The sequence below is a fragment of the Xylophilus sp. PBN-3R genome (assembly GCF_057747805.1).
The window spans coordinates 1753695-1778576 of the sequence record NZ_CM173225.1; the positions used below are offsets into that span (position 1 = coordinate 1753695).

General features: G+C 61.9%; 20 protein-coding genes. 7 read left to right on the forward strand and 13 right to left on the reverse strand.

The features are described from left to right. Nucleotide 1: 1 nt before the first annotated feature. Genes AC3ANW_RS08170 through AC3ANW_RS08205 form a run of 8 tightly spaced genes read right to left on the reverse strand, consistent with a single transcriptional unit; the run spans nt 2 to nt 8891 of the window. Nucleotides 2-1246 carry a glycosyltransferase family 4 protein gene (locus AC3ANW_RS08170; RefSeq protein WP_488344684.1) on the reverse strand — a complete coding sequence of 415 codons (1245 nt, stop codon included), beginning with the start codon at nt 1244-1246 and terminating at the stop codon, nt 2-4. Then, nucleotides 1243-2388: a glycosyltransferase family 4 protein gene (locus AC3ANW_RS08175; protein WP_488344685.1), complete on the reverse strand. Its 1146-nt coding sequence runs from the start codon at nt 2386-2388 to the stop codon at nt 1243-1245. Before AC3ANW_RS08175 ends, AC3ANW_RS08170 begins: the two co-directional genes overlap by 4 nt. Next, nucleotides 2385-3521 carry a glycosyltransferase gene (locus AC3ANW_RS08180; RefSeq protein ID WP_488344686.1) on the reverse strand — a complete coding sequence of 379 codons (1137 nt, stop codon included), beginning with the start codon at nt 3519-3521 and terminating at the stop codon, nt 2385-2387. The genes AC3ANW_RS08175 and AC3ANW_RS08180 overlap by 4 nt, the downstream gene beginning before the upstream one ends. Then, nucleotides 3518-4624, reverse strand: a complete 1107-nt coding sequence (locus AC3ANW_RS08185) for an acyltransferase family protein (RefSeq protein WP_488344687.1) — start codon at nt 4622-4624, stop codon at nt 3518-3520. Before AC3ANW_RS08185 ends, AC3ANW_RS08180 begins: the two co-directional genes overlap by 4 nt. Then, entirely contained in the window at nt 4617-6071 is a 1455-nt protein-coding gene (locus AC3ANW_RS08190; RefSeq protein WP_488344688.1) for a hypothetical protein, read from the reverse strand. The genes AC3ANW_RS08185 and AC3ANW_RS08190 overlap by 8 nt, the downstream gene beginning before the upstream one ends. An 8-nt stretch (nt 6072-6079) precedes the next feature. Beyond that, nucleotides 6080-7021 carry a polysaccharide biosynthesis tyrosine autokinase gene (locus AC3ANW_RS08195; protein WP_488344689.1) on the reverse strand — a complete coding sequence of 314 codons (942 nt, stop codon included), beginning with the start codon at nt 7019-7021 and terminating at the stop codon, nt 6080-6082. A 47-nt stretch (nt 7022-7068) separates the two neighbouring features. Further along, nucleotides 7069-8427, reverse strand: coding sequence for a GNVR domain-containing protein (locus tag AC3ANW_RS08200; RefSeq protein WP_488344690.1), 1359 nt, complete (start codon nt 8425-8427; stop codon nt 7069-7071). Then, the gene (locus tag AC3ANW_RS08205) at nt 8424-8891 is read right to left on the reverse strand and encodes a hypothetical protein (protein ID WP_488344691.1); all 468 of its coding nucleotides are present in this window, start codon (nt 8889-8891) and stop codon (nt 8424-8426) included. The genes AC3ANW_RS08200 and AC3ANW_RS08205 overlap by 4 nt, the downstream gene beginning before the upstream one ends. Before the next feature lie 574 nt (nt 8892-9465). Between AC3ANW_RS08205 and AC3ANW_RS08210 the strand changes: the two genes are divergently transcribed. The 3 genes from AC3ANW_RS08210 to epsE all read left to right on the forward strand — a co-directional run bounded on the left by AC3ANW_RS08210 (nt 9466) and on the right by epsE (nt 12926). Beyond that, on the forward strand, nt 9466-10437 hold the full coding sequence (locus AC3ANW_RS08210; protein WP_488344692.1) for an NAD-dependent epimerase/dehydratase family protein: 972 nt from the start codon (nt 9466-9468) through the stop codon (nt 10435-10437). 369 nt (nt 10438-10806) lie between these two features. Continuing rightward, entirely contained in the window at nt 10807-12021 is a 1215-nt protein-coding gene (gene epsL, locus AC3ANW_RS08215) for an XrtB/PEP-CTERM-associated polysaccharide biosynthesis outer membrane protein EpsL (RefSeq protein WP_488344693.1), read from the forward strand. Between the two features lie 98 nt (nt 12022-12119). Continuing rightward, nucleotides 12120-12926 carry a polysaccharide export protein EpsE gene (gene epsE / locus AC3ANW_RS08220; RefSeq protein ID WP_488344694.1) on the forward strand — a complete coding sequence of 269 codons (807 nt, stop codon included), beginning with the start codon at nt 12120-12122 and terminating at the stop codon, nt 12924-12926. 74 nt (nt 12927-13000) lie between these two features. On the opposite strand, the gene AC3ANW_RS08225 is transcribed toward epsE, so the two are convergent. Then, nucleotides 13001-14185 carry a glycosyltransferase family 4 protein gene (locus AC3ANW_RS08225; protein ID WP_488344695.1) on the reverse strand — a complete coding sequence of 395 codons (1185 nt, stop codon included), beginning with the start codon at nt 14183-14185 and terminating at the stop codon, nt 13001-13003. A gap of 52 nt (nt 14186-14237) precedes the next feature. After that, nucleotides 14238-14915, reverse strand: a complete 678-nt coding sequence (locus tag AC3ANW_RS08230) for a sugar transferase (RefSeq protein WP_488344696.1) — start codon at nt 14913-14915, stop codon at nt 14238-14240. A 492-nt stretch (nt 14916-15407) separates the two neighbouring features. Here AC3ANW_RS08230 and AC3ANW_RS08235 point away from each other — a divergent pair, with 492 nt between their 5' ends. The 4 genes from AC3ANW_RS08235 to AC3ANW_RS08250 all read left to right on the forward strand — a co-directional run bounded on the left by AC3ANW_RS08235 (nt 15408) and on the right by AC3ANW_RS08250 (nt 21348). Further along, nucleotides 15408-17609 carry a hydantoinase/oxoprolinase family protein gene (locus tag AC3ANW_RS08235; RefSeq protein WP_488344697.1) on the forward strand — a complete coding sequence of 734 codons (2202 nt, stop codon included), beginning with the start codon at nt 15408-15410 and terminating at the stop codon, nt 17607-17609. Continuing rightward, nucleotides 17606-19312 carry a hydantoinase B/oxoprolinase family protein gene (locus tag AC3ANW_RS08240; RefSeq protein WP_488344698.1) on the forward strand — a complete coding sequence of 569 codons (1707 nt, stop codon included), beginning with the start codon at nt 17606-17608 and terminating at the stop codon, nt 19310-19312. Before AC3ANW_RS08235 ends, AC3ANW_RS08240 begins: the two co-directional genes overlap by 4 nt. 45 nt (nt 19313-19357) lie before the next feature. After that, nucleotides 19358-20953: an ABC transporter substrate-binding protein gene (locus tag AC3ANW_RS08245; protein ID WP_488344699.1), complete on the forward strand. Its 1596-nt coding sequence runs from the start codon at nt 19358-19360 to the stop codon at nt 20951-20953. Between the two features lie 146 nt (nt 20954-21099). Next, complete coding sequence (locus AC3ANW_RS08250) at nt 21100-21348, forward strand: GlsB/YeaQ/YmgE family stress response membrane protein (RefSeq protein ID WP_488345384.1); 249 nt, start codon at nt 21100-21102, stop codon at nt 21346-21348. An 88-nt stretch (nt 21349-21436) separates the two neighbouring features. On the opposite strand, the gene AC3ANW_RS08255 is transcribed toward AC3ANW_RS08250, so the two are convergent. The 3 genes from AC3ANW_RS08255 to AC3ANW_RS08265 are packed head-to-tail and all read right to left on the reverse strand — an operon-like array spanning nt 21437 to nt 24850. Beyond that, entirely contained in the window at nt 21437-22708 is a 1272-nt protein-coding gene (locus AC3ANW_RS08255) for an aspartate aminotransferase family protein (protein ID WP_488344700.1), read from the reverse strand. Beyond that, nucleotides 22701-23825 (reverse strand): phosphotransferase, encoded by a 1125-nt coding sequence (locus AC3ANW_RS08260; RefSeq protein WP_488344701.1) that lies wholly within the window; start codon nt 23823-23825, stop codon nt 22701-22703. The genes AC3ANW_RS08255 and AC3ANW_RS08260 overlap by 8 nt, the downstream gene beginning before the upstream one ends. Then, nucleotides 23822-24850: a histone deacetylase family protein gene (locus tag AC3ANW_RS08265; protein WP_488344702.1), complete on the reverse strand. Its 1029-nt coding sequence runs from the start codon at nt 24848-24850 to the stop codon at nt 23822-23824. Before AC3ANW_RS08265 ends, AC3ANW_RS08260 begins: the two co-directional genes overlap by 4 nt. Nucleotides 24851-24882: the final 32 nt, after the last annotated feature.

Genomic DNA, 24882 nt, shown 5'->3' on the forward strand with positions numbered 1-24882 from the left:
GTCAGGCCAATGCGTCGCTGACGTTTGCAATTGCCCGCGCGGCGGGATCCTGGCGCACGTGATCGTAAAGGTCGAGATATCGTGCAGCGACCTTCGCCGGGGTCGTCGCCTCGACGATGTGCGTGAACGCGGCACGGCCGGGCAGGGCGGCGCGGCCTTGCGAGATGACGGCAGCCATGCGCTGGGCCAGTGCTGCGTCGTCGCCCGGCGGGTACAGCCATTCGCTGTTGTCCTTGCCGATCAGGTCCGGGATACCGCCCGAGTCTGCGCCGATGACCGGCACGCCTGCGGCATAAGCCTCGAGGATGGTGCGCGGCAACGGTTCCGACCAGATGGACGGCACCACCAGCACATCGATCTGGTCGAAGAGCTCGCGCGGCGTTATGAAGCCCTTCCAGTCGACCGGCAGTCCGTCGGCCAAGGGCTTGAGCGCCTCGGATTCCGATCCTTCCTTGCCGGCGATCAACAGCTTCCATTGGCCTTCGCGCAGTTTGGCGCAGGCGTCGAGCAGCGTGCCCACGCCCTTCTCGACGTTGATGCGGCCCAGGTATCCGAAGGTGATCGGCTTGCCTTCCAGCGAGGGTTTGACGTAGTCCGCATCGATGCCTTCCACGATGGCCGGGTTCCAGATCACGCGGCGCCGCACCTCGGGCACCTGCTGGAAGTAACCCATGTCCAGGTGCGTCTGCAGGATGCCTGCGCCGACGCCCACGACGGCGTCGACCGACCGGTGATGGACTTCCTTCATGAAGGTGAATGCCTTGCACTTCAGGTGCCGCTTTTCGCAGCGTTTGCCATGCAGGAACATTGCGGCGTTGCCGCAGGCCAGGTCGAAGTCGCGCAGGGTGTGCACCACCGGCAAACCTCGGGCCTTGGCGGCAAGCCACACCCGCGTGGACACGTCCAGCAGCGAATGCGTGTGCACGACATCGGGTTTGAAATCGTCGATCACACGGCCGAAGTGCGCCTCGATGCGGCGGTTGAACTGCTGCTTGAAGCGGCGCACGCCGCGGGCCAGCACGCTGTGTTCGGGCCATTCCTCGGGCCAGAAGTCGGTCTCGTGCGGCATGCGGTAAACCTTCACGCCGTTGCGCACTTCTTCTTTCCAGCCGGTCGGGGTGATGCAGGCGGCGGCCACCTCGTGGCCGGCGGCGACGAGCGCCTCGGACAGGAGCGCGACCGAACGTTCCGCGCCGCCCATGATGTGGGGCGGGTACAGCATGCTGAGATGGAGGATGCGGGTCATCGGGGATTTTTCTGTCGAAGGTGGGAAGAAAGCGCCGGCGGCGGTGCCATGTGGCGGACGGCGTCCAGCAGCAGCAACGCGCTCTTGTGCCAGCTGTAATGCTGCAGTTGTGCCTGGCCGCGCGCGCGCAGCTGGTCGAGCAGGGCTGGGTCTTCGATGGCGCGAAGCATTGCCGCGCTGATGGCTAGAGGATCACGCGGGTTGAAGAACAGGGCGGCGTCGCCGCAGACTTCGCGCACCACCGGGATGTCGGCGGCCAGCACCGGGCATCGGTAGAGCATGGCCTCCAGAGGTGGAATGCCGAAACCTTCGTAAAGACTCGGAAAGACCAGTGCGCGGGCGCCGGCCAGCAGGCCCGCGACCTCTGCATCGGTGAGCCGGCCAGGCATCAGCACGTTGGCAGGAGCCCCGGCCACGCTGCGACCGAAGACGGCGTTGTCAAGCTTGCCGACAATCACGAGCCGCTCGTCGGGCAACCCGAGTTTCAGGAAACCTTCAATGGCGCGCGGCAGATTCTTGTTGGGGGCAGGGGAGCCGATGGCCAGGAAATACCGCCCGGTCTCCAGCCCCAGCCGACCGACGATGCCCCGGTCGGGTTGGACCTCTGCCAGGTGCTCCCAGGCATTCGGGATGATCGGAACCTGCGAACGATCGATCTTCAGCACCTCGCAGAGCTCGTCCCGCGAGAAGGCCGAGACGGTGGCGATGCGGGCGCGCAGAGACAGCAGCCGACCGAGAGTCTGGTGAAGACCGCGATAAAGCCGGGTGAAATTGCCCGGCGTCCGATAGACCGCCGCGTCGTGCAAAACCGAGAGGCTGTTGCCGCGGAAGATACAGCCGCCGTTGGTCAGATTGACCAGCACCGTCCTGGCATTGCAGTGCCACCGCAGCCGCTGGTCCCAAAGGTGGCCGCCCCTGCCTTCGATGCGGCGTACGCGGATGATCTTCAGCGGCGGCGGATCGCCTGCGTCGTCCGGCACCACCAGTTCGATGAAAGGTGGGGGCACGCTGCCATCGGTCGCGTGTGTCGCCGACAGATGCGCATCGAGCGCGCGAACCAGTTCAAGTGCGAAGCGCTGCACGCCGCTGGCGGTCTGGGCGAGAAAACGCCCGTTGATCGCAATGTCTGGAAAGTCGGTCATGCGTGTCCCTTTGGAGCGGCGGGGACGCTGCGCATGCTGTCGAGTGCTGAGGTGGATTTCGGTCGGCCCAGCACGTCTGCGTAGAGGTTCATCAATTCGTCGTGAGTCCGTTGGCTCGTGTAGTTCGCCATGAAGCGCTCGCGACCGGCAACACCCTGGCGTTCCAGCTGGTCACGATTCAGGCCGCCAATGATGCTTCGCAACGCGGCGGGATCGTCAGGCGGACATAGATGACCGGTCGCCGGGTCCAGCACGATCTCGCACAGGCCACCGACCGCGCTTGCAATCACCGGCTTGCCTGCACGCATCGCTTCTACTGCCACCAGGCCGAAACCTTCCCAACGTGACGGCATGACCACGACATCGCTGGCATTGATCTGGGCGGCTACCTCGTCTAGGGACAGCCAGCCCGTGAAGCTGACGTGAGGCAGGTCTGGCAGTGTATTGCCCGCATGCGCATGAACCCGCTCGCCTACGATGCGCAGGCATACGAGGTCCGCCAGCGGGGTGATCGCCTCGAGCAAGGTATCGACGCCTTTCTGGCGGTCCAGACGGCCGACGAAGAGCAGGCGCAGCCGGGTGTCGGGCCAGTCGGCGCGAATGTCACTGGCAACTGCCGCCACGCCGTTGCGGACGAGGGTCATGCGCTCGGCCGCAATCCCGGCTTCGAGCCCCTGTTGCCGCTCCGCCTGGGAGATCGCCACGATGCGTGCGCATCGGTTAGAAAGCCAGCGTTCGGTGAGTCGGGTCAACCTGCCCATCGGTGCAGGCAGCGGCACGTCGAACACCCAGCCGTGAGGGCAATAGATCACCGGCGGCATCGGCATGACGAGCGACAGCGAACGAACGATGGCTCCGGCGAAAGTGGAATGCGCGTGGATCAGGTCCGGCTTCCATTCCCGCACCATGCGCCGCACCGCACGGATCAATGGAATTTGACCGCGCAAGCGACTGGGCCGGTCGAAAACGTCTAGCATGTCGCCCGGCAAACGTGACAACTGGTCGATATGCTGACGCGGCGCGATGCAGCGCAGATTGCCAGATCCCAGTGCTTCGATCTGCAGCGGCAGCATCTCGCTGAGGTAGGTGCCACAGCCACCCCGCGCGGTCTCTGTCACGTGCAGAACCTTCATGCGCTGCGGTCCTGGACGCGGGGAATATCCGCGAGACGGTCACTTAGTCGTCGGCCGAGACGGATGGCGGGCTGCTCGAGAAATTGAAGCATCAGGTAGGCCGCAACCAGCGTAGTCAGCAGCGTAAGCACTGCCCGGATCGGCAGATTGTCCAAGCTTCCGACCGGCCCGACCAGAAACAACGCCAGCGCAATAGGGTGGATCAGATAGATGCCGTAGCTGATACGCCCGAGGCCGCGCAGAGCCACCTGTCCGAACCAGCGCCAAAGTACGCAGGCAACGAAAATCCATACGCCCAGCACGAAGGCAGTGCAATCGGCGAGGACGGATTCCTTGTGGCTGGAATCGTCGTAGGCCAAAGACCAGGCCAGCGGGATCATGACCGTCAGTGCGAGCATCAACCAGCGCCATTGGCGCAGTGCAAAGGGATTCCTTTCGATATGTGCGAGCCGCATTTGATGGCCGAAGAGCATGACGGCGATATTGATCGGCAGTCCGACCGGCACGAAGCCATGACCGCCGCCTCGCGTCACACCGGCACCCACGGCGAAGATTAAAAGTGCCAAGGCCAGGCAGTGTGTAGCGACGGAAGATTTCAGCCAACCGGCACTGAAGAGCACCAGGCACAGGCCATAGAAAACCCATTCGATTCGCAGCGTCCAGAAGATGCCGAGGATGTCTTCCTGGTGCCATAAGCCGGGCGCCATGGTCAGATTGGCAAAAGTCTGACGGCTGGAGACCGGCTCCCCGGACATTGCCGGCAACACCATTGCAGCGAGCAATACTGTCAGCCAGTAGGCAGGGAAGAGTCGGAACAGCCGCGACAGGAGGAATGCCCGTCTCGGGGATTCGCCGCGAAAACTGACCGTCACGACAAAGCCACTTAGTGCAAAAAAGATCACCACGCCCAATTTGCCCAGGTCATGGTAAGTAAACAGCCAGGTCGGTTGAGTTTGCATGAACCCACCAGGAGTGACTGCGACCCAGTGCTCCACGAGATGCTGGTAAAGCACCGATAAGGCTGCGATACCGCGCAGGCCGTCTGGGTGGCCAAGTCGGTGTGCCATCGAAGACGTAACAGACGCCAGTTTGATTTCACCCATGCGCAAAGGCCATTCGACGAGGCGCCGTCAACCGCAGCCAGGTCCAGACGAGATATTGCAGGCCCAAAAAGGCCACGTAGGCTTTGGCAGCGCTGGGGCTGACGAGATTGGAAAGAGACGCCTGGGACATGAGGTAGAACGTCTGGATCAGAATGAAAGAAGGCAGCAGCACATCCACAACCTGACCTTTCAACATCCGGTATTGCAGCCACCAAACGATGGAACCGATAAAAATGCCTGCCAGCACCGTAACGATAATCAGACCCGTACCCCCAAAAAGCACGAGCGAATAACCTTCGAACAGCATGGTGGGCGTGACTACTCCATTGTTGTGGAGAAAGGACAGGTGCATTGCCGGCAGCGAATAACGCTCGACAAAGTAGAAGGCGAGCAGCCGATGTTCAAAAACATAATTCGCAGGGGCTGCGGCGGTCAGGCTGCCCAGATTGGCGGTCAGGGCTTCAGAGTCGAAATGAAACCATTCACTGTTGTCGCGCACCGCTATCCACCATAACTGGCCTTGCCCTGCCACCCGGTCGGCAAAGCGGTCAAGGGTCTGAACCGGGCTGAGGGTTCCCTGGTTGGAATAGGTGTATAGAGTCACACCAAGAACCACCAAAACGAAAAATATCGCTAGCGGCATCCATCGTCGCATACCTTTCGGAAGTCGAGGCTGCGCAGAGAAGGCTGGCATGATGTAAACCAATGTCGCGATGAGCACATTGAAGAATTTGTCCCCGAACATGAAGGACATCAGCAAATAGCAGACGAACATCGCGTGATGCCAGCGGCGCAATGCTTTGCTGCGGGCAGCCAACGCTCCTGTTCCCAAGGCCGCAGCCCATATAACCTTGAGGTTGAGCAGATTGAGCGTAATCACGTCGGTACTGGACCTGAACTGAAAACGATCGCCACCATGCAGGAGTGGAAAGCTGCTTGTAAGGCCGACCATGAGCAGATATAGGTTCACACCGGCACCGAGCACCAATGCTGCATGAGTCAACAAGCGAGGCCAGTGGGCACGGGTCGTATCGACGTCGCCTGCCAGCGCATTGCGCTGCGGGGCGCGGCGCTCCCAGAATGTGTGGGCTGCCACCGCCATACCGATAAACAGAAACGACACCATCGGGTACAGAACGCCCGCCATCGACGGTGCGCCATTCATGCCTATTTCAAGCATGTAGGCGCCTCGCTCGATGGCCACCAGCGAAACCATCACTGAAAACTGGATCAGCAGAAACGGGGTCAACATGATCATCGCCTTCATGCGGCGCTTGGCGACCCGCATGATCGCAACCAGCCAGATGATGGCTGCCGCCGCACTCAGCAAGGGCGATGGGTCGACCACCGCCAGCAATAGCAGCAGCAACTGTGCAGCGCCCAGCGCGAGCAGGTCGAGCGGCAAGACGCGACCGGTGCGCGCCAGGGGCGGGGCTGTTGGTGTCATCGCTCAGGTCAGCGTGTGTTCATCACGATGCCCGCTAGGCGTGTTGCGGTGCGCGTCAAAGCTGACCCCAGCGCTTGCAGCTCTGACACCTTGCTGTGCTGGCGGCGCCCGACGATGAGCGCCGAGCCGCATTTGGCTGCAAGCAGCCGTGCGTCGGCGCCCATGCTGGCGGCCGGCGTATCGACGATCACGTGGTCGAATCGCGTCAGCAACTCGGCCATCAGCAAAGTGAAAGTCGGGCGCTGCACCAGTTCCTGCGGGTTGGGCGGCTCGCCGCCGGCCAACAATACGGCGAGGCTGGGCAGGTCGGGCACGGCCTGGATCGCGTCTGCCGCGGAGTGGTGACCGGCAAGCACACCACCGAGCCCGCCTTGGCTATCCATGCCGAACATCCTGTGCAGCGCGGGCTTGCGCAGGTTGGCATCCACCAGCAGGGTGCGCCGGCCGAGCTGGCTCAGCGAGATCGCCAGGTTGGCAGCGCAATAACTCTTGCCGTCACCAGGCGAGGTGCTGACCACCGCCAGCGCATGGTGCGGATGCGGCGGGTCCATATGTTCCAGCAGCAACCGGGTCCGCAGGTCACGAAACACGTCGGCCTGGTCACCGAACGGATCGATGGCGGTGACGAGATCGGAACTCAGACTGCACTGGGTCTGCGTGGCATAGGGAAAGTCGAACTGTTGAGATAGAGCGCGGCGCACTTCGTCTTCGGTTGCGAGCTTTAGCGCTACGGCGGAATCGCCGAAGCGCAGGCCGTTCTGGCGTTGGTGGAGCAGGATCTGCTCGATCTGCTGATCGGTTAGCGGGCGCACGTTGCGCAGGCGCTGGCCGATGCTTTCAAAATGCTCGACCGCGGTGGATTCGGAGGTGGCTGCCTCGTCGGGCTCCACGCTGCGTGCATGCGCGCTGACGAAGATCGGAGCGCTGAGCGAAGTTGGTTGGGTAGTCATCGAGAATGCCTCGGTTCAGCCGTTCGTGCGGGTGGGGCTCAGATGGATCAGCCGGCCGATGCGGGCCGGAAGGGCAACTGCACGAGCAGCGGCTGCGAAAGAAGCAGTGCTACGTCGTCCTCGCTTCGCAGGCGGCGGTCGAGCAGTTCGCGCACCAATGCAACGACGACGCCCAGCAGCAGGCCCATCAGCGTTGCCAGCACCATGGTCAGCGCCGGTCGCGGACGTGACGGCTTCACCGGCAGGCTGGGGGCCTGCACGACGGACGCGTTGGTCAGCGCCGCCTGACTTTCCATGCTGGTCTGGCGCGCCCGCGTGGCCGTGTCGACAAACGCCTGGTTAGCGTTTTCGAAGTCGCGCTGCAAGATGCCTGCGCGGTCGCGCATGCTCTTTAAGCGCGCGAGCTTCTCGCGCTGCTCGTCGTATGCACGCTGCAGCTGCGCGACATTGGTGACCTGCACGCTGTTGGCCATTTGCAGGCTCTTGCCGATGCGGTCGGTCGCCAGCGCGATTCGGCGCTTGAGCGCCGCTACGTTGGCACGGGCTTGCTGGAGCTCGGGATGCTCCTCGCCCAAACGCGCGCTGAGTTCGTCGACACGGGCTTCCTGACGACCGAGGTCCGCGGTCATGGCGGAAATAGCGGTGTTGTTCAGTGCTTCCGGCGTACTGTCGACCTGCTCGCGCGAGGCCCGGCTGCGGCTGCCGGTGTCGCCTTCCGCCATGCGCGCGGTCAGGAGCTGGTTGGACAGTTCCGTGAGCCGTGCGTTTTCGACATCCAGGCGTTCGTCGTTGGCCAGCACGCCGGCTTCTCGCTGGAAGTCTGAAAGCCTGGCTTGCGCCTGCGAGAGGGTTTCACGCAGCTGTTTCAGCTGGCCTTCGAAGAACACGTTGTTTCGCGCGGCGACTTCGGTGCGCAGGTCGATGTTGATGGCGATGTAGCTGTCCAACAATGCGCGCAGAAAATCAGTAGCCCGCTGCGGATCGGTATTGCTATATGCCAGCTTGATCATGCTGGACTCGCGCGCGGGGGTGACGATGAGCTTTTTCAGTAGCCGCTCTTCCAGCCAATCGAGTTTGTCACCCTGGCCTTTGGTGTCCTTGCGCCAGGCTGCATCGATCTCCGGATCCGTATCGAGGTGCACGGTCTTCAGGGTGCGCGCCAATACGCGGGAGCTGCGCATCAGGTCGCTCTGGGTTGCGATGTAGTTGCTGATGCCCAAAGCAGGAATTGCCGCCCCGCCGACCGGGTCGGCAGTCTTGATGTCCAGCATCACGGTTGCGTCGACCGTGTATTCCGGTTTGAGTACGAGCAACAGGGCGACGCCAATGGCCAGGCAAAGTGCCAGCACACCTGCCAACGTGCGCCAACGGGCGCGCAGCGCCTGGATCAATTGTTTGAAGGTCATGATGCGGTTCCTATGGATGAACGCGTTTCGGCGGTGGCGACAGCGGCGTCATGGCGTGATGCGCAATGTGAGCAACGAAGAGATGAACGATTGCTGCAGAACGAAAGAGAACGTGCGAACCGCGCCGTTCGATGGACCCGGGAGGCAGGAGCCATTTGACCGGTTGCCGCAGGTATATCGATATTCCCCGAGCGTGCGCCGAGCGCATATGCCACGGCCAGGGTAATAGAACGGGTTATGGTCAGACAGATTTGCTTCGTAATCGGATTGACATCGGACTGGTTATTCAACGGGGCAATTACATGGCTCGTCAGGGCGGGGCTTTCAGAACGCGCGTAAATCATGGCGTCGATTGCCACGTGCTCTCCAATGCTCATTTTTGGAATCCCCCTGAAGATTTCGCTGTGCCAAGCAACTTGCAGGCCACTTTCCGATATGCCGTGATCGTTCTTTGAGAATTGCAAGAACTTTGTATGCTACTACATGTTACAAGAGTGTTCTAATTTTATTCTATGGCCTAATTCGGGGTTTGCTCCAGCCTGGGAGATCTTGCCCAGCGGAAAGGGCTTGGCGGCGTCTTTTAAGTAACGGTTTTGGTAAGTTTGCGCTCGCTGCTTCTTGATGGCAGGTTGCAATTCGCGGTGTTTCGGCGTGTTCGGCGTATCGCCCGAACTTTGCTCCGGGGCTGCGCGGCCGGATGTGCAGCCGCGCAGCCCTTGCTGTTCTGCAAGGGCGCTTGCTGCGATATGGTGCAACGCGCACCGCGAAAGCGCAGCCAGTTGCGTCGGCCGGGGAGTCTTACCGGTAATTGGGTGCCTGACTGGCGCGAGGATAGATCACGAGTCGCAGTCCATATGGCTTACAGTCTATTGCATCATCGCGAGATGGAGTCGTGTGTAAAGTGGGTCATCAGGCCCGATTTCCACTGGAATCAATACCGCTGGCGCGTGCTTTCATGCGTCTTGTGCGCCCGGTTTCTATCGCACTACATTCGCTAGGCGTATTCAATCTCTTTTCATTCAATCTGACAGGGCAGGCATGAAAGTTCCTATTATTCTGACCGGTGCGGCGGGTTTCGTCGGTTACCACGTTGCGCAGCGTCTGCTTGGTCGTGGTGAAATTGTGATTGGTGTCGATGTATTCAACGCCTATTATGATCCGGCATTGAAAGAAGGCCGCGCAGCATTATTGGAGGCCCAGAACGGTTTTCGTATGGTGCGGATGGATATTGCTGAAAACCAGGCATTCGCTGAATTGGTGAAGGCTTCAGGTGCTACGCGGGTCATACATCTGGCCGCGCAGGCCGGCGTACGGTATTCGATCGAAAATCCATTCGCCTATGAGCGCAGCAATCTCGCTGGCCATCTGTCGGTGCTCGAAGCCTGCAGGCACTCCAAGGTCGAGCACCTTGTCTACGCGTCTTCGAGCAGCGTCTACGGCGACCGCCCATTGAACGGAGACGGTTTCCGTGAATCCGACTCGGCGACCGACCCGGTTTCGTTGTATGCCGCCACCAAGCGTTCTTGCGAACTTCTCAGCCAGAGTTATGCCCGGCTCTATGGATTTCCTCAATCGGGTCTGCGTTTCTTTACTGTCTATGGTCCCTGGGGACGTCCGGACATGGCTTATTTCAGCTTCACGGAAAAGATACTGAAGGGGGAGCCCATCGAGATCTACGGCGAAGGGCTGATGTCGCGCGACTTCACCTATATCGACGACATCGTCGACGGCATCCTGGGCGTGCTCGACCATCAGCCGACGCAGGGCAGTCATGAGGTCTACAACATCGGCGACAACGACCCCGTGGGTTTGATGGAGATGATCACCACGCTGGAAGCTGCCTTGGGTGTCGAGGCCCGGAAAATCATGCGGCCCATGCAGCCTGGCGACGTGTCGGCCACGTTTGCCAACATCGACAAGCTTCAGGCGCTTTGCGGCTACAAACCGAAGATCAAGTTGGCCGAGGGGCTTGCAAGGTTTGTCGAGTGGCGAAGGCAATACGGGGCATGAAGCCTTCTCGGGCTGGCGACAGTCCGCCCGTCGGTGCCGGACCGTGGGCCTGGGACTTGCTTGACCTTAGTTACATGGCTGTGATCTTTTCGCGCACGCAAGTGCGGCGCGCGCTCAATTGCATGCTCCGAAAAGGCCGATCTGTCAAAAAATTTGAGGCGCTTTCGGCGTTTTCACGTGTAAAATTGTGCAACCATATTTGGCGGTTTAGGCTATTTCTTACGCGCACGTTATGTCGTTTAGATCCAGCTTTGATTTTTGACGGCGGTTTTCGAAAATCAGACCAATGCTTCGAAAATTTTCGCCTACACCAGATCCCATGACGTACCTCTCTACTAACGCGGTTTTTGTCTGCGCAGGAGTTTTCTGGTGAAAAGTCAAGGCTACAGCTTTCGTGCTGGCTGCGTTCTGTCCCTGATGCTGACTGCGGGAATGGTCAAGGCCAACCCTAATGACTCCTTGCAATTTTTTGCAGGATATGGGGTCGTCCACGACGACAACCTGTTTCGACTTCGCCCGGGAGCGAATGCGACTCAAACCATCGGCAGGGATTCTCCGGCCGAAACGATCAAGACCGCGACCGCTGCCATTGGTTTCGACAAGGAATATGGTCTGCAGCGTATTCAGGCTCGAGTGACGGCGGTTGACTACCGTTATCAAAATTTCGATTACCTGAGTTTTACGGCATTGAATTTTCTGGGTTCCGTCAATTGGAGTTTTACGCCTAAAGTGAAGGGTGTGCTGGCGGCTGAGCGTCAACAACTGCCAGGCGGATTTGAGGACTTCAAGCGTTATACGATCAGCAATGAAACCACCCTTATAAATGCCCGCGCTGAGGGTATCTATGAATTGGATGGCGCGTGGCAGCTCACGGGCGCACTGCTTCATCTCGACGTCAAAAACGCTGCGACTATCATTCAACAGCGCGCGTTCACCCGTGAGTCGGTTCAAGTCGGTGTCAGAAGGGCGTTTGGATCGGGATCGGAACTGGTTTACCGGATCCGCTCCGGCTCGGGCGATTACACCGATACGGATACCTCGGCTACCGCGTTTTTGCCGAACGGTTTCGACGATACCGAGAACGAAGTTCAGCTCAAATGGGCCATCACACCCAAAAGCGCGTTAAACGCGCGTTTGTCTTATCTCCAGAAGAAATTCAATAATTTTACGTTCCGCGATTACAGTGGCGTCAATGGCGATGCGACGCTGACCCTGGGGCTTACGGACCGCACTTCGGTCCAGTTAATTGCCTCCAGTCTGCTGTCGGATTACCAGACAAATTACTCCAACAGCGTGCGGGCGGTTCGATACGCCGTCGTGCCGACCTTGCAGCTCAAGGAAAAAGTTGTGCTCAAACTCCGCCAGGAATATACCCAGCGTTCATTCGACGGCTCGGTTCCAGGTGGCGGCTCAATCCTGAAGCGTGATGACAATACCCACCTCACACGACTGAGTGTGGACTGGGACCCGCGCGAACAATTAGGCTTTAGTTTGTGGCTCCAAAAGGAGCGGCGCGAATCTAACTATGGTGATTTCAGCTATTACTCGAAGAGTATCGGTGTTTTGGCACGGACCTCCTTCTAGTCCGCCGCAGTCTATTGATTTGTTGAACTACGTAGTAATTGGCTAATTTCCCATCAGGCAGCATGCCTCAATCTAATCGAGCAGATGGAGTTTGAAAAATGATCAAAATACTTAAGAAGTGCCTTGCGGTCTGCGTGATTGCGGCATTCAACATGACAGGCGCTGGCGCGCAAACCACGACCGATTATCGGTTGGGTGCCGGCGATGACATTCGCATCCTGGTGTTCCAGAATCCCGATCTGACCGTCGAGACCCGCGTTCCGGATTCCGGTGTCGTCTCGTACCCTCTGATCGGTGAAGTCAAGCTCGGTGGCCTGAGTGTCACCGCGGCACAGAAGGCTATTGCCGATGCCTTGACCAAAGGTAATTTTGTCAAGAACCCGCAGGTGACCATTTCGCTGGGCATGGTCCGTGGCAACCAGGTTTCAGTGCTGGGCCAGGTCACCAAGCCGGGTCGATTTGCCCTCGAAAATAATACTGCCCGTCCGAGCGACATGATTGCTGCCGCCGGCGGTGTCATCCCGACCGGTTCTGACGTCGCGGTTCTCGTCGGTGTTCGTGACGGAAAGGTTTTCCGCAAGAGAATCGATATTCCAGCGTTGTTCATGAACGACGACCTGGATGCGCAAATGGCCTTGCGTGACGGTGACACCATCTATGTCGACAAGGCACCGGTCTTTTATATCTATGGCGAAGCCCAGAAGCCCGGTGCTTATCGTATCGAGCGTGACATGACCATCATGCAAGCACTTGCGCAAGGCGGTGGCCCGACCCCGCGCGGTAGCGAGGGTCGCCTGCGGCTGAGCCGCAAGAATGCAGATGGCACCGTCGTGCAGACGACGCCTGCACTGACCGATCTCATCCAATCCGGCGACGTGCTGTACGTCCGCGAAAGCCTTTTCTAAAGCGCTGTATCAAGGCCTTTTCGGAGGCCGTCTATTTCCGCCGCGGTCAGGCAGACGATGTTCTTGGCCGCAGGTCAGGGTGCAATGCCCGGATCCAGATGGCTTTCTGGCCATTCCGATTCTTCGTAGGGGGCAAGTACGACGTCCGCACCATAAGCAGAAATCACCGCGCTTTTATTTGCAGTGATATCGAAGCGGCTCATGGCTTCCTGTCGCGCATTCGTTCCCAGCTTGAGTCGCCGTTCAGGTGACTCGATCAGGTCGGTGACATAGGCGAGCATTTGTTCATGCGAATCGCAGAGCAACCCGGTCCGGTCGTGCTTGATAAGTTCACGGTGCTCTGCGGTATTCCAGGCGATACAAGGTAATCCCGTGGCCATGGCTTCAGCCAGAAAAACCGGAAATCCTGAAGGACCGCCAAAGTCGACGTACATCCAGCTTGCAGAAAGATGTTTTGCCCGATCAACGGGTTCCACAACGTCGAAGATCTTGACTTCGGAGGCGTGCAGACGGGCAGCCGACTCCTCGTCGGTCGTGCCGAGAAAATGGCAGGTGAGAGGGGGCGATTTACCATTCAGCAATACCGCCAGTTGGGAGAAAAGAGACGCAGCGGTTTGATTCCGGGTTCGACTGCTCATCGAAACCAGCGGTCTGCGGGCACGTTTGCCTTGCGGTTGAAAAAATACCGGGTCGACGGCGTGGGGGACCACCTGCGTGGGAACACCGCCCAATTTGCGCATGGCTGAGCCGTTTGCAGTGCCGGATGTAATAGCCATACGAAGAGGGGTGGCGGAAATCCATTGCGCGGCATTCAGCAGGGCGCCGTGGGCCAACCTCGACCAGCGAGTATGTGCTTCCGCTTCGTGCCGTGAACCATAGAGGACGGATTTCAGGCCGAGCAGGCGGGTGGCAGACAGGCCGGAAAAGATCGGGGCCACGCCGTGCAAATGAACCACTGCGCTGGAGCGGGATGCCTTGATGCGTTTCATCGCACTGAAAGACGTCGCTATTTTTTTGAGCAAGCCATTCGAGTGCGGTAAAAAAACCAGCTTTACTTCTGGATGGAAGCGCGCCAGCAGGTGTCTGGCGGCCGGGTCGTCTTCCAATATGACAGTCTGTTTGACACCGTGTTCCGCCATTGCGGCGGTAGACATTCCGAGAAAGCTGAAAACTGCATCGTCCAGCTTGCCGACCACATGAATCAACCCGCCTTGAACGATTGTCTTCGTAATTGAGTCCGGAGAATTTGATACGGTCATTCTCTATTCACCCGCATGCGGGAGCTAGGATATACATATTGGTGCAGGCAAATCATCGCGCCCCATCTTTGGTAATCACGACCTTGACCGTTTTCGTGAGAATGCTGGCATCCATCCAGAAAGAGCGGCTCTCGACGTATTCCCGGTCCATTTCGACCCGCTCTTCATACGTCGTGTTGTTCCTGCCGCTGACCTGCCACAAACCGGTTATGCCGGGATATACGCTCAGGTAATGCCAGCGCACTTCGCCGTATCGGGTGAGTTCGCCGGCGGTGACCGGCCGAGGTCCGACCAGCCGCATTTCGCCGCGCAAGACGTTGAAAAGTTGCGGGATTTCGTCAAGGCTGGTCTTCCGCAGGAAATGACCGATCGGCGTGATACGTGGATCGTCGGTCAGTTTCTGATCCCGTAGCCATTCTTCTTTCGCTGCCGGATCCGACGCCAGAAGATCGGCCAGCATCTGGCTCGAGTTCCTGAACATGGTTCTAAATTTAAAGCAGCGAAACAACCGGCCCTGGAAACCTACGCGATAATGGCCGAATATAATAGGGGCGCCATCACGGCGCCAAATCAATACCGCGATGGCGAGAAGCACCGGCGCGATGGAGACAATCAGCACCAGCGCAGCGACCTGGTTGAACCACTTGGTGAACAAGCGCCCGATAACCTTGTTCCGGTCGTTGTATGTGAGCGCATACGTGGTGTCGGCAAAAGTTTGCACTGACTTCATTAGACGCTTTCCGGAGTATGGAGCCGCTCGCATGCAAAGCCTGTGCCAGTGCAAGGGCGCGTAGATGTGGGTTCGGTAAGAAAAAGCAACTTCTTTCCGAGATACCTGAATTATGCCCTGATCCGATTGCAGCGATTGTTACGTCTAGAAATGCGCTGGCACGCCGCGCCATCCGTGAAAGTTGTCATGAAGCTGTAGGCTTTTTGCGCAACTGGATCGCCTTATTCATGTCGCGATTATCTAAATCAAAAAATATGCGAACGCGACGCCATGCATGCGGCCAACCTGAAAGCGCGTCGACCTTCGAAGATCGTGCAGATGAGGGAGGCGGCGCCTGCCTCTGCTCTCGTAGGTCGTCATGCTGAGCGAAGGGCGCACGTGGCGATTCGAAACCCGAATATCCATCCTCCGAATCCGTCTTTGTGAAGGCGGCCACGCACTTCGATGATCCAGCGCCCGCACCGTCCGGTTGCGTTTCCCTGGATCATCCGCATGGCCTCGCCAACTACCACCGCTACGTCTCACAACGCACCGTCCTCCGCCGTTTCCGAAGAACCTGTCCGGGTAGCGGTGGACGTCGGCGGCACTTTCACCGATCTGGTGCTCCTGCATGGGGCCGAAGGCAGGCAGGTCCAACACACCGCCAAGGTCCTTACCACCCCGGCGGCGCCGGAACAAGCCGTCCTCGACGGCATCGACGAGATACTGAAAAACGCCGGCCTCGCCTGGTCGGACATCGACCAGCTGGTCCTTGGCACCACCTTGGCGACCAATGCGCTGATCGAGCGCAAGGGCGCACGCACCGCGCTCATCACCACCACCGGTTTCCGCGACCTCGTGGAGATAGGCCTGGAAGACCGCTTCGCCCAATACGACGTCTTTCTTGAAAAAGCGGAACCGCTGGTGCCGCGTCCCTGGCGCCACGGTGTGGCAGAACGGGTGGACGGAAAGGGCAGGGTGCTGACGGCGCTCGACGAAACGCAGGTCGAACGCCTCGCCCGGCAATTGCTGGCCGACGGCGTCGAAAGCGTGGCCGTGTGTTTTCTCCACGGCTATGCCAACCCGGCGCATGAGCGGCGCGTGCGCGAATTGCTGACCCTGCACGCGCCCGGTTTGTGGGTGTCCCTGGCCTCCGACGTCTGCCCCGAGATCCGCGAATACGAACGCCTCTCCACCGTTTGCGCAAATGCCTATGTGCAGCCACAGGTCGCCGGTTATCTGCGCCGCCTGCAGCATGGCGCTTCCGCACGAGGCCTGCGGGCCGAGCCGTTTCTGATGACCTCCGGCGGTGCCATCACCACGCTGCAATCCGGCATCGAGGAGCCCGTGCGGCTGGTCGAGTCCGGCCCGGCCGGCGGTGCGGTGCTGGCGCGCCAGGTGGCGGAGCAGATCGGCGCCCGCAAGGCGCTGTCTTTCGACATGGGTGGCACCACGGCCAAGATCTGTTTCATCGACGATTTCCAGCCGCAGATCAGCCGGAGTTTCGAGTTCGGCCGGGTGCATCGGCATCTGAAGGGCTCGGGCCTGCCGATCCGGATTCCGGTCATCGAGATGGTCGAGATCGGTGCCGGCGGCGGCTCCATCGCCCGGGTCAACCATCTGGGGGTCGTGCAGGTCGGGCCCGACAGCGCCGGGTCCAGCCCCGGTCCGGCGGCCTACGGTCTGGGCGGCGAACAGGCCACGGTGACCGACGCCCATGTGGTGCTGGGCACGGTCGATCCGTCGCGTTTCGCCATCGGCAAGGTGGCGCTGCAGCCCGATGTTGCCCGTCGCGCGCTGGTGCAGGGGCTGGTCGCGCAGACCGGCCTGGATGTCGAGGCCGCCGCGCAGGCGGTGATCGACATCGTCACTGAAAACATGGCCAATGCCGCCCGTGTGCATGCGTCCGAACTGGGCAAGGCGGCCGATGAAAGCACGCTGATCGCCTTCGGTGGCGCCGCGCCGCTGCACGCGGCACTGCTCGCGCGCAAGCTGGGCATCGCGCGGCTGGTGATTCCGGCATCGGCTGGTGTGGGTTCGGCCGTCGGTTTCCTGTGGGCGCCGGTCGCCTATCAGACGGTGCGCAGCCTGCATCAGCGCATCGACCGCATCGATCACGTCGCCGTCGATTCGCTGTTGGCCGAGCTGACCGCCCATGCCGACGACATCGTGCAGCGCGCCGCGCCCGGTGCAGCGCTGGAGCGGGAAAGACTGGTCTATATGCGATATGCCGGCCAGGGCCATGAGATTGCGGTCGACCTGCCGTCCGGCATTTTCGACAGCGCGGCGAGTGCGGCCCTGCACCAGCGTTTCGAGCAGCGTTATGCGCTGCTGTACGGCCGTAGCCTGTCCCACATCGCCGCGGAGGCGGTCAGCTGGTCGGTGTCGGTCCGGGCCGCCGGCGCACGCACGCCGCCGCCGGACGATGTGCCGGCCGACACCGGGCGCGCAACACCGCAGGGCACCCGCCGTGTCTTCGATGCCGACCGTTCCGCCTGGCGCGAGGTACCGGTGTACGAACGCAGCCAGTTGGTGCCCGGCCAGTGGCTGCACGGCCCCGCGCTGGTGGTCGAGGACGAGACCACCACCCATGTCATCGACGGTTTCGAAGCCCGTGTCAGCCGCCTCGGTGCGCTGGTGCTGGACGACAGCCTGAGCCTCGATTTTTCCACCCGCACCCACTCCGCCATCGCCGCCCAGGAGGTGACCGCATGACCACGCCAGCCACTCACGCTCAACACACGGCCATCCGCCAGCAACTGGTCTGGAGCCGGCTTCTCGCAGTGGTCGAAGAGCAGGCGCAGGCGCTGATCCGCACCGCGTTCGGCACCTCGACCCGGGAGGCCGGCGACCTGTCGGCCGGCGTGTTCCTGCCCGACGGCCGGATGGTCGCCCAGGCGGTGACCGGCACGCCGGGCCATGTCAATTCGATGGCCGATTCGGTGCTGCATTTCCTGCGCGCCTATCCGGCGGACACGATGCGCGACGGCGATGTGTTCATCACCAACGACCCGTGGAAAGGCACCGGCCACCTCTACGACATCGTGATGGTGACGCCGGTCTTCCATGGCGGCCGCATCGTCGCGCTGTTCGCCTCGACCGTGCATGTGGTCGACATCGGCGGGCTGGGCGCCGGGCCCGACGGGCTGGAGATTTATCACGAAGGCCTGTTCCTGCCGCTGCTGAAGTTCGTGCGCGAGGGCGTGCTGGACGAATCCATCCTGGCCATCGTGCGGTCCAACGTGCGGGAGCCCGATCAGGTCGAAGGCGACCTGCATGCGCTGGTGGCCTGCAACGCGGTGGGCGCCAGGCGCCTGCAGCAACTTCTGCGCGAATTCAGGCTGACCGACCTGCAGGCGCAGGGCGACTACATCGTCGAACGTTCGGCGCTGGCCATGCGCGAGGCGCTGCGCGAATGGCCGCGCGGCACCTGGACTCACGAGATGACGGTCGACGGATACGACACGCCGTTGCTGCTCAAGGCCGCGGTCACCATCTCCGACGACGGTGTGCTGGTCGATTTCGCCGGCACCTCGGGCACGGTGGCGCGCGGCATCAACGTGCCCAAGGCCTACACCGATGCCTACACCTCGTTCGGCATCCGCTGCCTGGTGGGGTCGGACGTGCCCAACAACTCCGGTTCGCTGGCCGCCATCCAGGTGGTCGCCCCGGAAGGCGCCATCGTCAATGCGCTGCCGCCATGCGCGGTGACGGCCCGTTCGGCCATTGGCCAGATGCTGCCGGACCTGGTGTTCGGAGCGCTGCGCCAGGCCCGGCCCGACCGGGTGCCAGCCGAGGGCGCGTCATCGTTGTGGAACATCCACCTGGTAGGCGGGCGCCCGTTTGCCGGTGGGCCGAACGAGGCGCTGGCGCGTGCCACCAGATTCAACATCACCAGCTTCACGACCGGCGGCACCGGTGCGCGGCCTCAGCAGGACGGGCTGTCTTCCACCGCCTATCCGAGCGGCGTGCGCAACGTGTCGCTGGAAATCCTGGAAACCCAGGCCCCGCTGCTGTTCCGGCGCAAGGAATACCGGGTCGATTCCGGCGGCCCAGGCCGGCAGCGCGGAGGGCTGGGGCAGGTCATCGAGATTGAGAACGCCGAAGGTGCTCCGATGGTGCTGGCTGCCGCGTGGGACCGGGTGCGGTTCCCGGCGCGCGGTGCGCTCGGCGGGCATGACGGTGCGCGCGGCGTCGCCCGACTGAAGAAGGCCGGCACCGTGCTGGTCGGCAAGGGTCGGCAGCTGGTGCCGGCCGGTGATGTGCTGATCGTCGAGACGCCCGGTGGCGGTGGCCTGGGCGACCCGGTGCAACGCGACCCGGCGCGCCTGGCCAGGGACCTCGAAAAAGGCCTGCTGACCGATGCCGGTGCTGCGGCATACAGCCCGGCGGCAGCGGCCGTTCCTGCGGCCGCCTGAGTCTGTTCGGCTGCCTTGTCTTCCTTATTCCAAGTCCATTTCGCCATGACATCCACCGCCTTCCCGTACCGCCGCAGCCTGTTGGCCGTAATGCTTTCCGCCACGCTGCTGGCACCGGCCGTCGCCGCGCCGCCGGACCACAACGGCACGCTGACCATGCTGGTCAGCACCGAGCCGACCGCGCTGGTGACCGTGTCCAACGTGGCCACGCCCATCCTGAGCGTCAGCGCCAAGGTGACCGAAGGCCTGCTGAAGTACGACTTCGACGTGAACCCCCAGCCGCAGCTCGCCACGAAATGGGTGATCAGCCCCGACGGCCTGACCTACACCTTCACCCTGCGCCAGGGCGTCAAGTGGCATGACGGGCAGGACTTCACATCCGCCGACGTGGCCTATTCGATCGGCCTGCTGAAGAAGATCCATCCGCGCGGCCGCAACACCTTCGCCAACGTAACCGCCATCGACACACCCGACCGCTACACCGCGGTGCTGCGGTTGTCGAAGCCGGCGCCTTACCTGATCCGCGCGCTGGTCGCGAGCGAAACGCCCATCGTGCCCAGGCATCTCTACGAGGGCACCGATGCTGCAAGCAACCCGCACAACGCGGCGCCCATCGGCACCGGGCCGTTCAGGTTCAAGGAGTGGGTGCGTGGCAGCCACATCGTGTATGAACGGAACGCGGATTATTGGGACAAACCCAAGCCGTATATCGACCAGCTGATCGTGAAGTTCGTCAACGATGCGGCGGCGGCTTCGGTCGGTTTCGAGACAGGAAATATTGATTTGGGTTACCGCACCCCGGTTTCCCTGGCGGACCTGGATCGTTTGAAGAAACTTCCGCAATTGCGTTTCGAGACCAAGGGCAATAGTTATTCGTCGAACGTGACCCGGCTCGAGTTCAATCTCGACAATGAATTTTTCAAGAACGAGAAAGTACGCCAGGCCGTCGCGCATTCCATCGACCGCAATGTCATTCTGAAGGTGGTGAACTACGGTTACGGGCAGGTCAGTTATTCACCTATCGCTCCCGGGCTGAAAGCTTTTCACGACCCGGCGCCGTCACCTTACGGGTTCGATCTGAAGGCGGCCAACGCCTTGCTCGATGCCGCCGGTTATCCCCGCAAGGGCGGCGGAGTGCGGTTCGCATTACCGCTGGACTTCAACCCGGTGAGTTCGGACGGCAACCGGCTGGCGGACTACATTCGCACCGCATTGGCGCGTGTGGGTATTGCGGTGACGGTGCGGTCGCAAGATCCCAGCGCTTTCATCAAACGCATCTATACCGACCGTGATTTCGCCTTCACCACCAACGGTGCAAGCAACCTGTTCGACCCGACGGTCGGAGTGCAGCGCCTCTACTGGTCGAAGAACTTCATCAAGGGAGTGCCTTTCTCGAACGGAACCCATTACACCAATGCAGTGGTCGACAAACTGCTGGAAGATGCGGCAGTGGAAAACGATCCGGTCAAACGGGTCAGGCTGTTCAAGGATTTCCAGGATGTGGTCGCGCGTGACGTGCCCGACCTGAACCTCTACCAGCCGCTTTTCATCACCATCGCCAACAAGCGGGTGCACGACCACTCGGTGACGGCGGATGGGGTGGAGGGCAACCTGGCCGACGTTTGGGTGGACGCGAGGTAAGCCCTACCGTGCAACCGTCGCCACGACATTTGCATTAAATGTCCGGTAGAGGCCGATACCGGGCAGGAACAGGAGGCTTGCTCCTACCTGTTGCCTGCCTGCCCGACCCTAAAGTCGGGTTTTTGTCACCTTCTCAAGGACTTTCTGTGGGCATTATCTCGACCATCATCGTGGGCTTCGTCGTCGGTCTCATTGCCCGTGCATTGTTGCCCGGCAAACAGGCGATGGGTTTTATCCTCACCACGATTCTCGGCATCGTGGGTTCCGTGCTGGCTGGATATATCGGACAGGCGCTTGGCTGGTACACGGCGGGTGAGGGTGTCGGTTTTATCGGTTCGATCGTCGGTGCCATTATCGTCCTGCTGATTTACGGCATGGTGGCGCGCCGACGTTAATCGTCGGAGGCCCCGGTTGGGCCTGAAAGAAATCGGCCCGGCGGGTGGAAAAATTCCACGAGCCGGGCCGATTTTTTTAATTAGGGATTCAAAGGGCGACCAGCACCGAATCCAGGCTCGCCACCAGCAGATCGGCATTTGCCTTGGAAAACACCAGCGGCGGGCGGATCTTCAGCACATGGGCATCCGGGCCGGTAGCGCTGAGCAGCACGCCGTTGCGCCGCAGATCATTGACGACCTTCGACGCAACGGCTGTGGCAGGCTTGCGTGAAGCGCGGTCCAGCACCAGTTCGAGGCCGATGAACAAACCGGCGCCGCGCACCTCGCCCACCACCGGGTGCCTGTCACCCAGCGCAGCAAGCCCGGCGCGCAGATAGGCGCCGACCTCCAGTGCGTTCTGCTGCAGGCCGTCCTTCTGGATGACATCCATGACCGCAGACGCCGCGGCCATCGACACCGGGTTGCCGCCGAAGGTGTTGAAATAACGGCACTGCCTGCCGAAAGCCGCCATCACTTCCGGCCGGACCGCCAGGCCCGCCACCGGATGGCCGTTGCCCATCGGTTTGCCCATGGACACCATGTCCGGCACCACGCCGTGCCGCATGAACCCCCAGAACGCATCGCCCGTGCGGCCAAAACCCGGCTGCACCTCGTCCGCGATGAAAACGCCGCCGGCCGCGTGGATCACCTCTACCGCCTCGCGCAGGAAACCCGGCGGATCGGTGAAAACACCGTCACTGGAAAACACCGTGTCGACCATCAGCGCGGCCGGCTTGATGCCGTTCGCCAGAAGGTCGGCCATAGCGGCGCGAACGCCGTCGGCGAACACACGGCCGGCTTCTTCTGCCGACCGGCCGCGGGCATCCGGCGCGGGCACCGTCCGTACATTCGCGCCTAGCACGATGTGCTGGCCGAGCGACGGCGAGGCTTCCGCGATGGCCGACGTGACGCCGTGGTACGCCCAGTTCGTCACGATGATTCCGGTGCCGCCGGTATGCGCCCTGGCGATGCGCATCGCCAGGTCGTTGGCTTCGCTGCCAGTACAGGTGAAGGTGGCATGGCCCAGTTCGGGCGGCATGGTCGCCAGCAGGCGTTCGGCATATTCGAGGATGCCGTCGTGCAGATAACGGGTGTGGGTGTTCAGCACCAGTCCCTGGCGTGCGATGGCCTCTACCACTTCGGGCCGGGCATGGCCCACACACACCACGTTGTTGTAGGCGTCCAGCCAGGGTTTGCCGGCTTCGTCGTACAGCCACACGCCTTCGCCGCGCACCGGGTGGAAAGGCTCTTCGTAGAACAGGCGATAGGCGGGGCCCAGCAAGCGCGCGCGGCGCTCGACCATGGCTTGGGTGTCAGACATTCGATGGTTCCGGCGAAGAGCAAACGGCGGCGCAGGCGGCCGCGATGGCGTCGTGCGCCTGTGCGGACGAACAGGCGGCGCAGGCCGCCAGACGCGCCCAGGACACCGCGTTGTTGCGCAGCAGGTAGGCGGCGTTTTCGGGGTGCCGGGCGGCGCGCCAGCCGCTGATGGCGACCACCATCGCCAGGCGGGCGCGGATCATGTCCATCAGCAGCGCCATTTCGCTGTCCTGCAGGGGCGAAACCGCGTGATAGGCCGCCGCGAAGTCTGCGATGGTGGCCAGCGCGTTGCCGCCTTCGTCGAGTTGGTAGGACGCCGCCACCGCCAGGTCGTTCAGCACCGGGGCCTGCACCATGTCGCCGAAGTCCAGGATGCCCGACACGACGTCGGTCGCCGCCGGGTCCACCAGCAGGTTGTAGATGTTGAAGTCGTTGTGGATCGGCTGGCGGCGCAGTTTGGCCATCCACCCCTGGGCGCGGCCCTCGAAATTGTCGAGGGCGTCACTGGCCAGCCTGCGGCGGTCCGGTTCGGTGATGTACGAGAGCAGGGGCCGCACCCGCTCGGCGCGCTGGATGTCCCAGGGCAATTCGAGTTGGCCGGCGGGGTGTTTCAGTCCGGACAGGGCGATGTCGAGCCGAGCCAGCAGCCTTGCGGTGCCCGTGCGTTGCGAGGCCGAACGCGGCGCCTGCGGCATCGGCAGGCCTTCGAGATAACTGAACAGCCGCACCACACGCGGACGGCCTTCTGCATCGGGCAGCAGCAACGATGCCGCGCCGTCGAGCGCGGGCAGCAGGCGCTGCACCGGCAGGCCGGGGTCGGTACGGGCGATGTGCTGCAGCGCCTGGGTCTGGAAGTCGGCCACCACCGGGTCTTCGTCCGGATGCGAGACCTTGAACATGCAGCGGCTGCCGTTGTCGCCGTCCGTGCCGTCGAGACGGAAATTGGAGTCGCGTTCGCCGGTCAGCAGGCTCAGTTTCCCGTCGCGGCCGAAATGCTGTCGCAGCGCCTGCTGCGCCCATTCGACCGATACCGGTGCGGCAGCGGAGGTGAGCACGCCGGCTTCCGGCAGGGCGGCGCGGATCGCCGCATCGTGGTCTGCGTTGTGGGCCGCGCTCATGCCGCGCCCGTGAAACCGCGCAGCGCGCTGGCCAGGTTGGGGCCGAGGTCTTCCGACAGGTAACCGCCTTCCTGCACCAGCACGGTGGGCAGGCCCAGTTTGGCGATCTCGGCGAGGATGAGGGCGAAACCGCCGGTCGTCACCGACAGCGCCTGGTAAGGGTCGTTTTCATGGGCGTCCAGGCCCAGGGCGACCACCAGCGCGCCGGGCGCGAAGGCGCGGATGGCTTCGTGCGCCGTGGCCAGCGCCCGCAGGAAACCGGCGTCGGGCGTGCCCTTGGCCAGCGGCAGGTTCAGGTTGTAGCCCCGGCCTTCGCCTTCGCCCTCTTCATGGGCATGGCCGGTGAAGAAGGGCGTGCAGAAATGCGGGTCGCCATGCAGGGAGACGGTCAGAACATCCTTGCGACGCCAGAAGATGCCCTGGGTGCCGTTGCCGTGGTGCACGTCGATGTCCAGGATGGCGACCCGGTCGTGTTTCTGCCGCAGATGCTGGGCGGCGATGGCGGCGTTGTTGAGGTAGGTGAAACCGTTGGCGCGGTCGGCGTAGGCATGGTGACCGGGCGGGCGGCACAGGGCGTAGGTGGCGCGTTCGCCGTCCATCACCAGTTGGGCCGCGTGGGTGGCGACATGCGCCGACCAGGTGGCGGCTTGCCAGGTGTTGCGGCCGACCGAGCTCGCCATGTCGGCCAGGTGCCAGCCGGCCTGGCCGACCAGGCTGTCGGGGTAGCTGGCGGGCTGGTCGGGGAAGGGGTGGATGTTGGGCATCACCTCTTCGGAAGCGTTGTCCAGCAACTGCCAGCGTTCCCATGCGGTTTCCAGGAACCGCAGGTAGCGCGGGGTGTGGATGGCGGCGCGCGGGCCGGCGCCGAAATCCTCGGGTGCGACGACTTCATGGCCCAGGGCGGTGGCCGATGCCAGCAGCAGATGGGCGCGCTCGGGCTGTTCGTTGCTGCGTTTCATCCGGCCGCGCACGATGAACTGTTGCGGGTCGTGGCCGATGTGGTGTTCGCTGTAGATGACTTTCATGAGGCGCTTCTCTTGCTTCTCTTGCTTGAAAT

Excerpts from the sequence above, each read along its gene's own strand:
- AC3ANW_RS08170 (WP_488344684.1), bottom strand. The coding sequence starts at position 1,246 with ATGACCCGCATCCTCCATCTCAGCATGCTGTACCCGCCCCACATCATG.
- AC3ANW_RS08175 (WP_488344685.1), bottom strand. The coding sequence starts at position 2,388 with ATGACCGACTTTCCAGACATTGCGATCAACGGGCGTTTTCTCGCCCAG.
- AC3ANW_RS08180 (WP_488344686.1), bottom strand. The coding sequence starts at position 3,521 with ATGAAGGTTCTGCACGTGACAGAGACCGCGCGGGGTGGCTGTGGCACC.
- AC3ANW_RS08185 (WP_488344687.1), bottom strand. The coding sequence starts at position 4,624 with ATGGGTGAAATCAAACTGGCGTCTGTTACGTCTTCGATGGCACACCGA.
- AC3ANW_RS08190 (WP_488344688.1), bottom strand. The coding sequence starts at position 6,071 with ATGACACCAACAGCCCCGCCCCTGGCGCGCACCGGTCGCGTCTTGCCG.
- AC3ANW_RS08195 (WP_488344689.1), bottom strand. The coding sequence starts at position 7,021 with ATGACTACCCAACCAACTTCGCTCAGCGCTCCGATCTTCGTCAGCGCG.
- AC3ANW_RS08200 (WP_488344690.1), bottom strand. The coding sequence starts at position 8,427 with ATGACCTTCAAACAATTGATCCAGGCGCTGCGCGCCCGTTGGCGCACG.
- AC3ANW_RS08210 (WP_488344692.1), top strand. The coding sequence starts at position 9,466 with ATGAAAGTTCCTATTATTCTGACCGGTGCGGCGGGTTTCGTCGGTTAC.
- epsE (WP_488344694.1), top strand. The coding sequence starts at position 12,120 with ATGATCAAAATACTTAAGAAGTGCCTTGCGGTCTGCGTGATTGCGGCA.
- AC3ANW_RS08225 (WP_488344695.1), bottom strand. The coding sequence starts at position 14,185 with ATGACCGTATCAAATTCTCCGGACTCAATTACGAAGACAATCGTTCAA.
- AC3ANW_RS08230 (WP_488344696.1), bottom strand. The coding sequence starts at position 14,915 with ATGAAGTCAGTGCAAACTTTTGCCGACACCACGTATGCGCTCACATAC.
- AC3ANW_RS08235 (WP_488344697.1), top strand. The coding sequence starts at position 15,408 with ATGGCCTCGCCAACTACCACCGCTACGTCTCACAACGCACCGTCCTCC.
- AC3ANW_RS08240 (WP_488344698.1), top strand. The coding sequence starts at position 17,606 with ATGACCACGCCAGCCACTCACGCTCAACACACGGCCATCCGCCAGCAA.
- AC3ANW_RS08245 (WP_488344699.1), top strand. The coding sequence starts at position 19,358 with ATGACATCCACCGCCTTCCCGTACCGCCGCAGCCTGTTGGCCGTAATG.
- AC3ANW_RS08255 (WP_488344700.1), bottom strand. The coding sequence starts at position 22,708 with ATGTCTGACACCCAAGCCATGGTCGAGCGCCGCGCGCGCTTGCTGGGC.
- AC3ANW_RS08260 (WP_488344701.1), bottom strand. The coding sequence starts at position 23,825 with ATGAGCGCGGCCCACAACGCAGACCACGATGCGGCGATCCGCGCCGCC.
- AC3ANW_RS08265 (WP_488344702.1), bottom strand. The coding sequence starts at position 24,850 with ATGAAAGTCATCTACAGCGAACACCACATCGGCCACGACCCGCAACAG.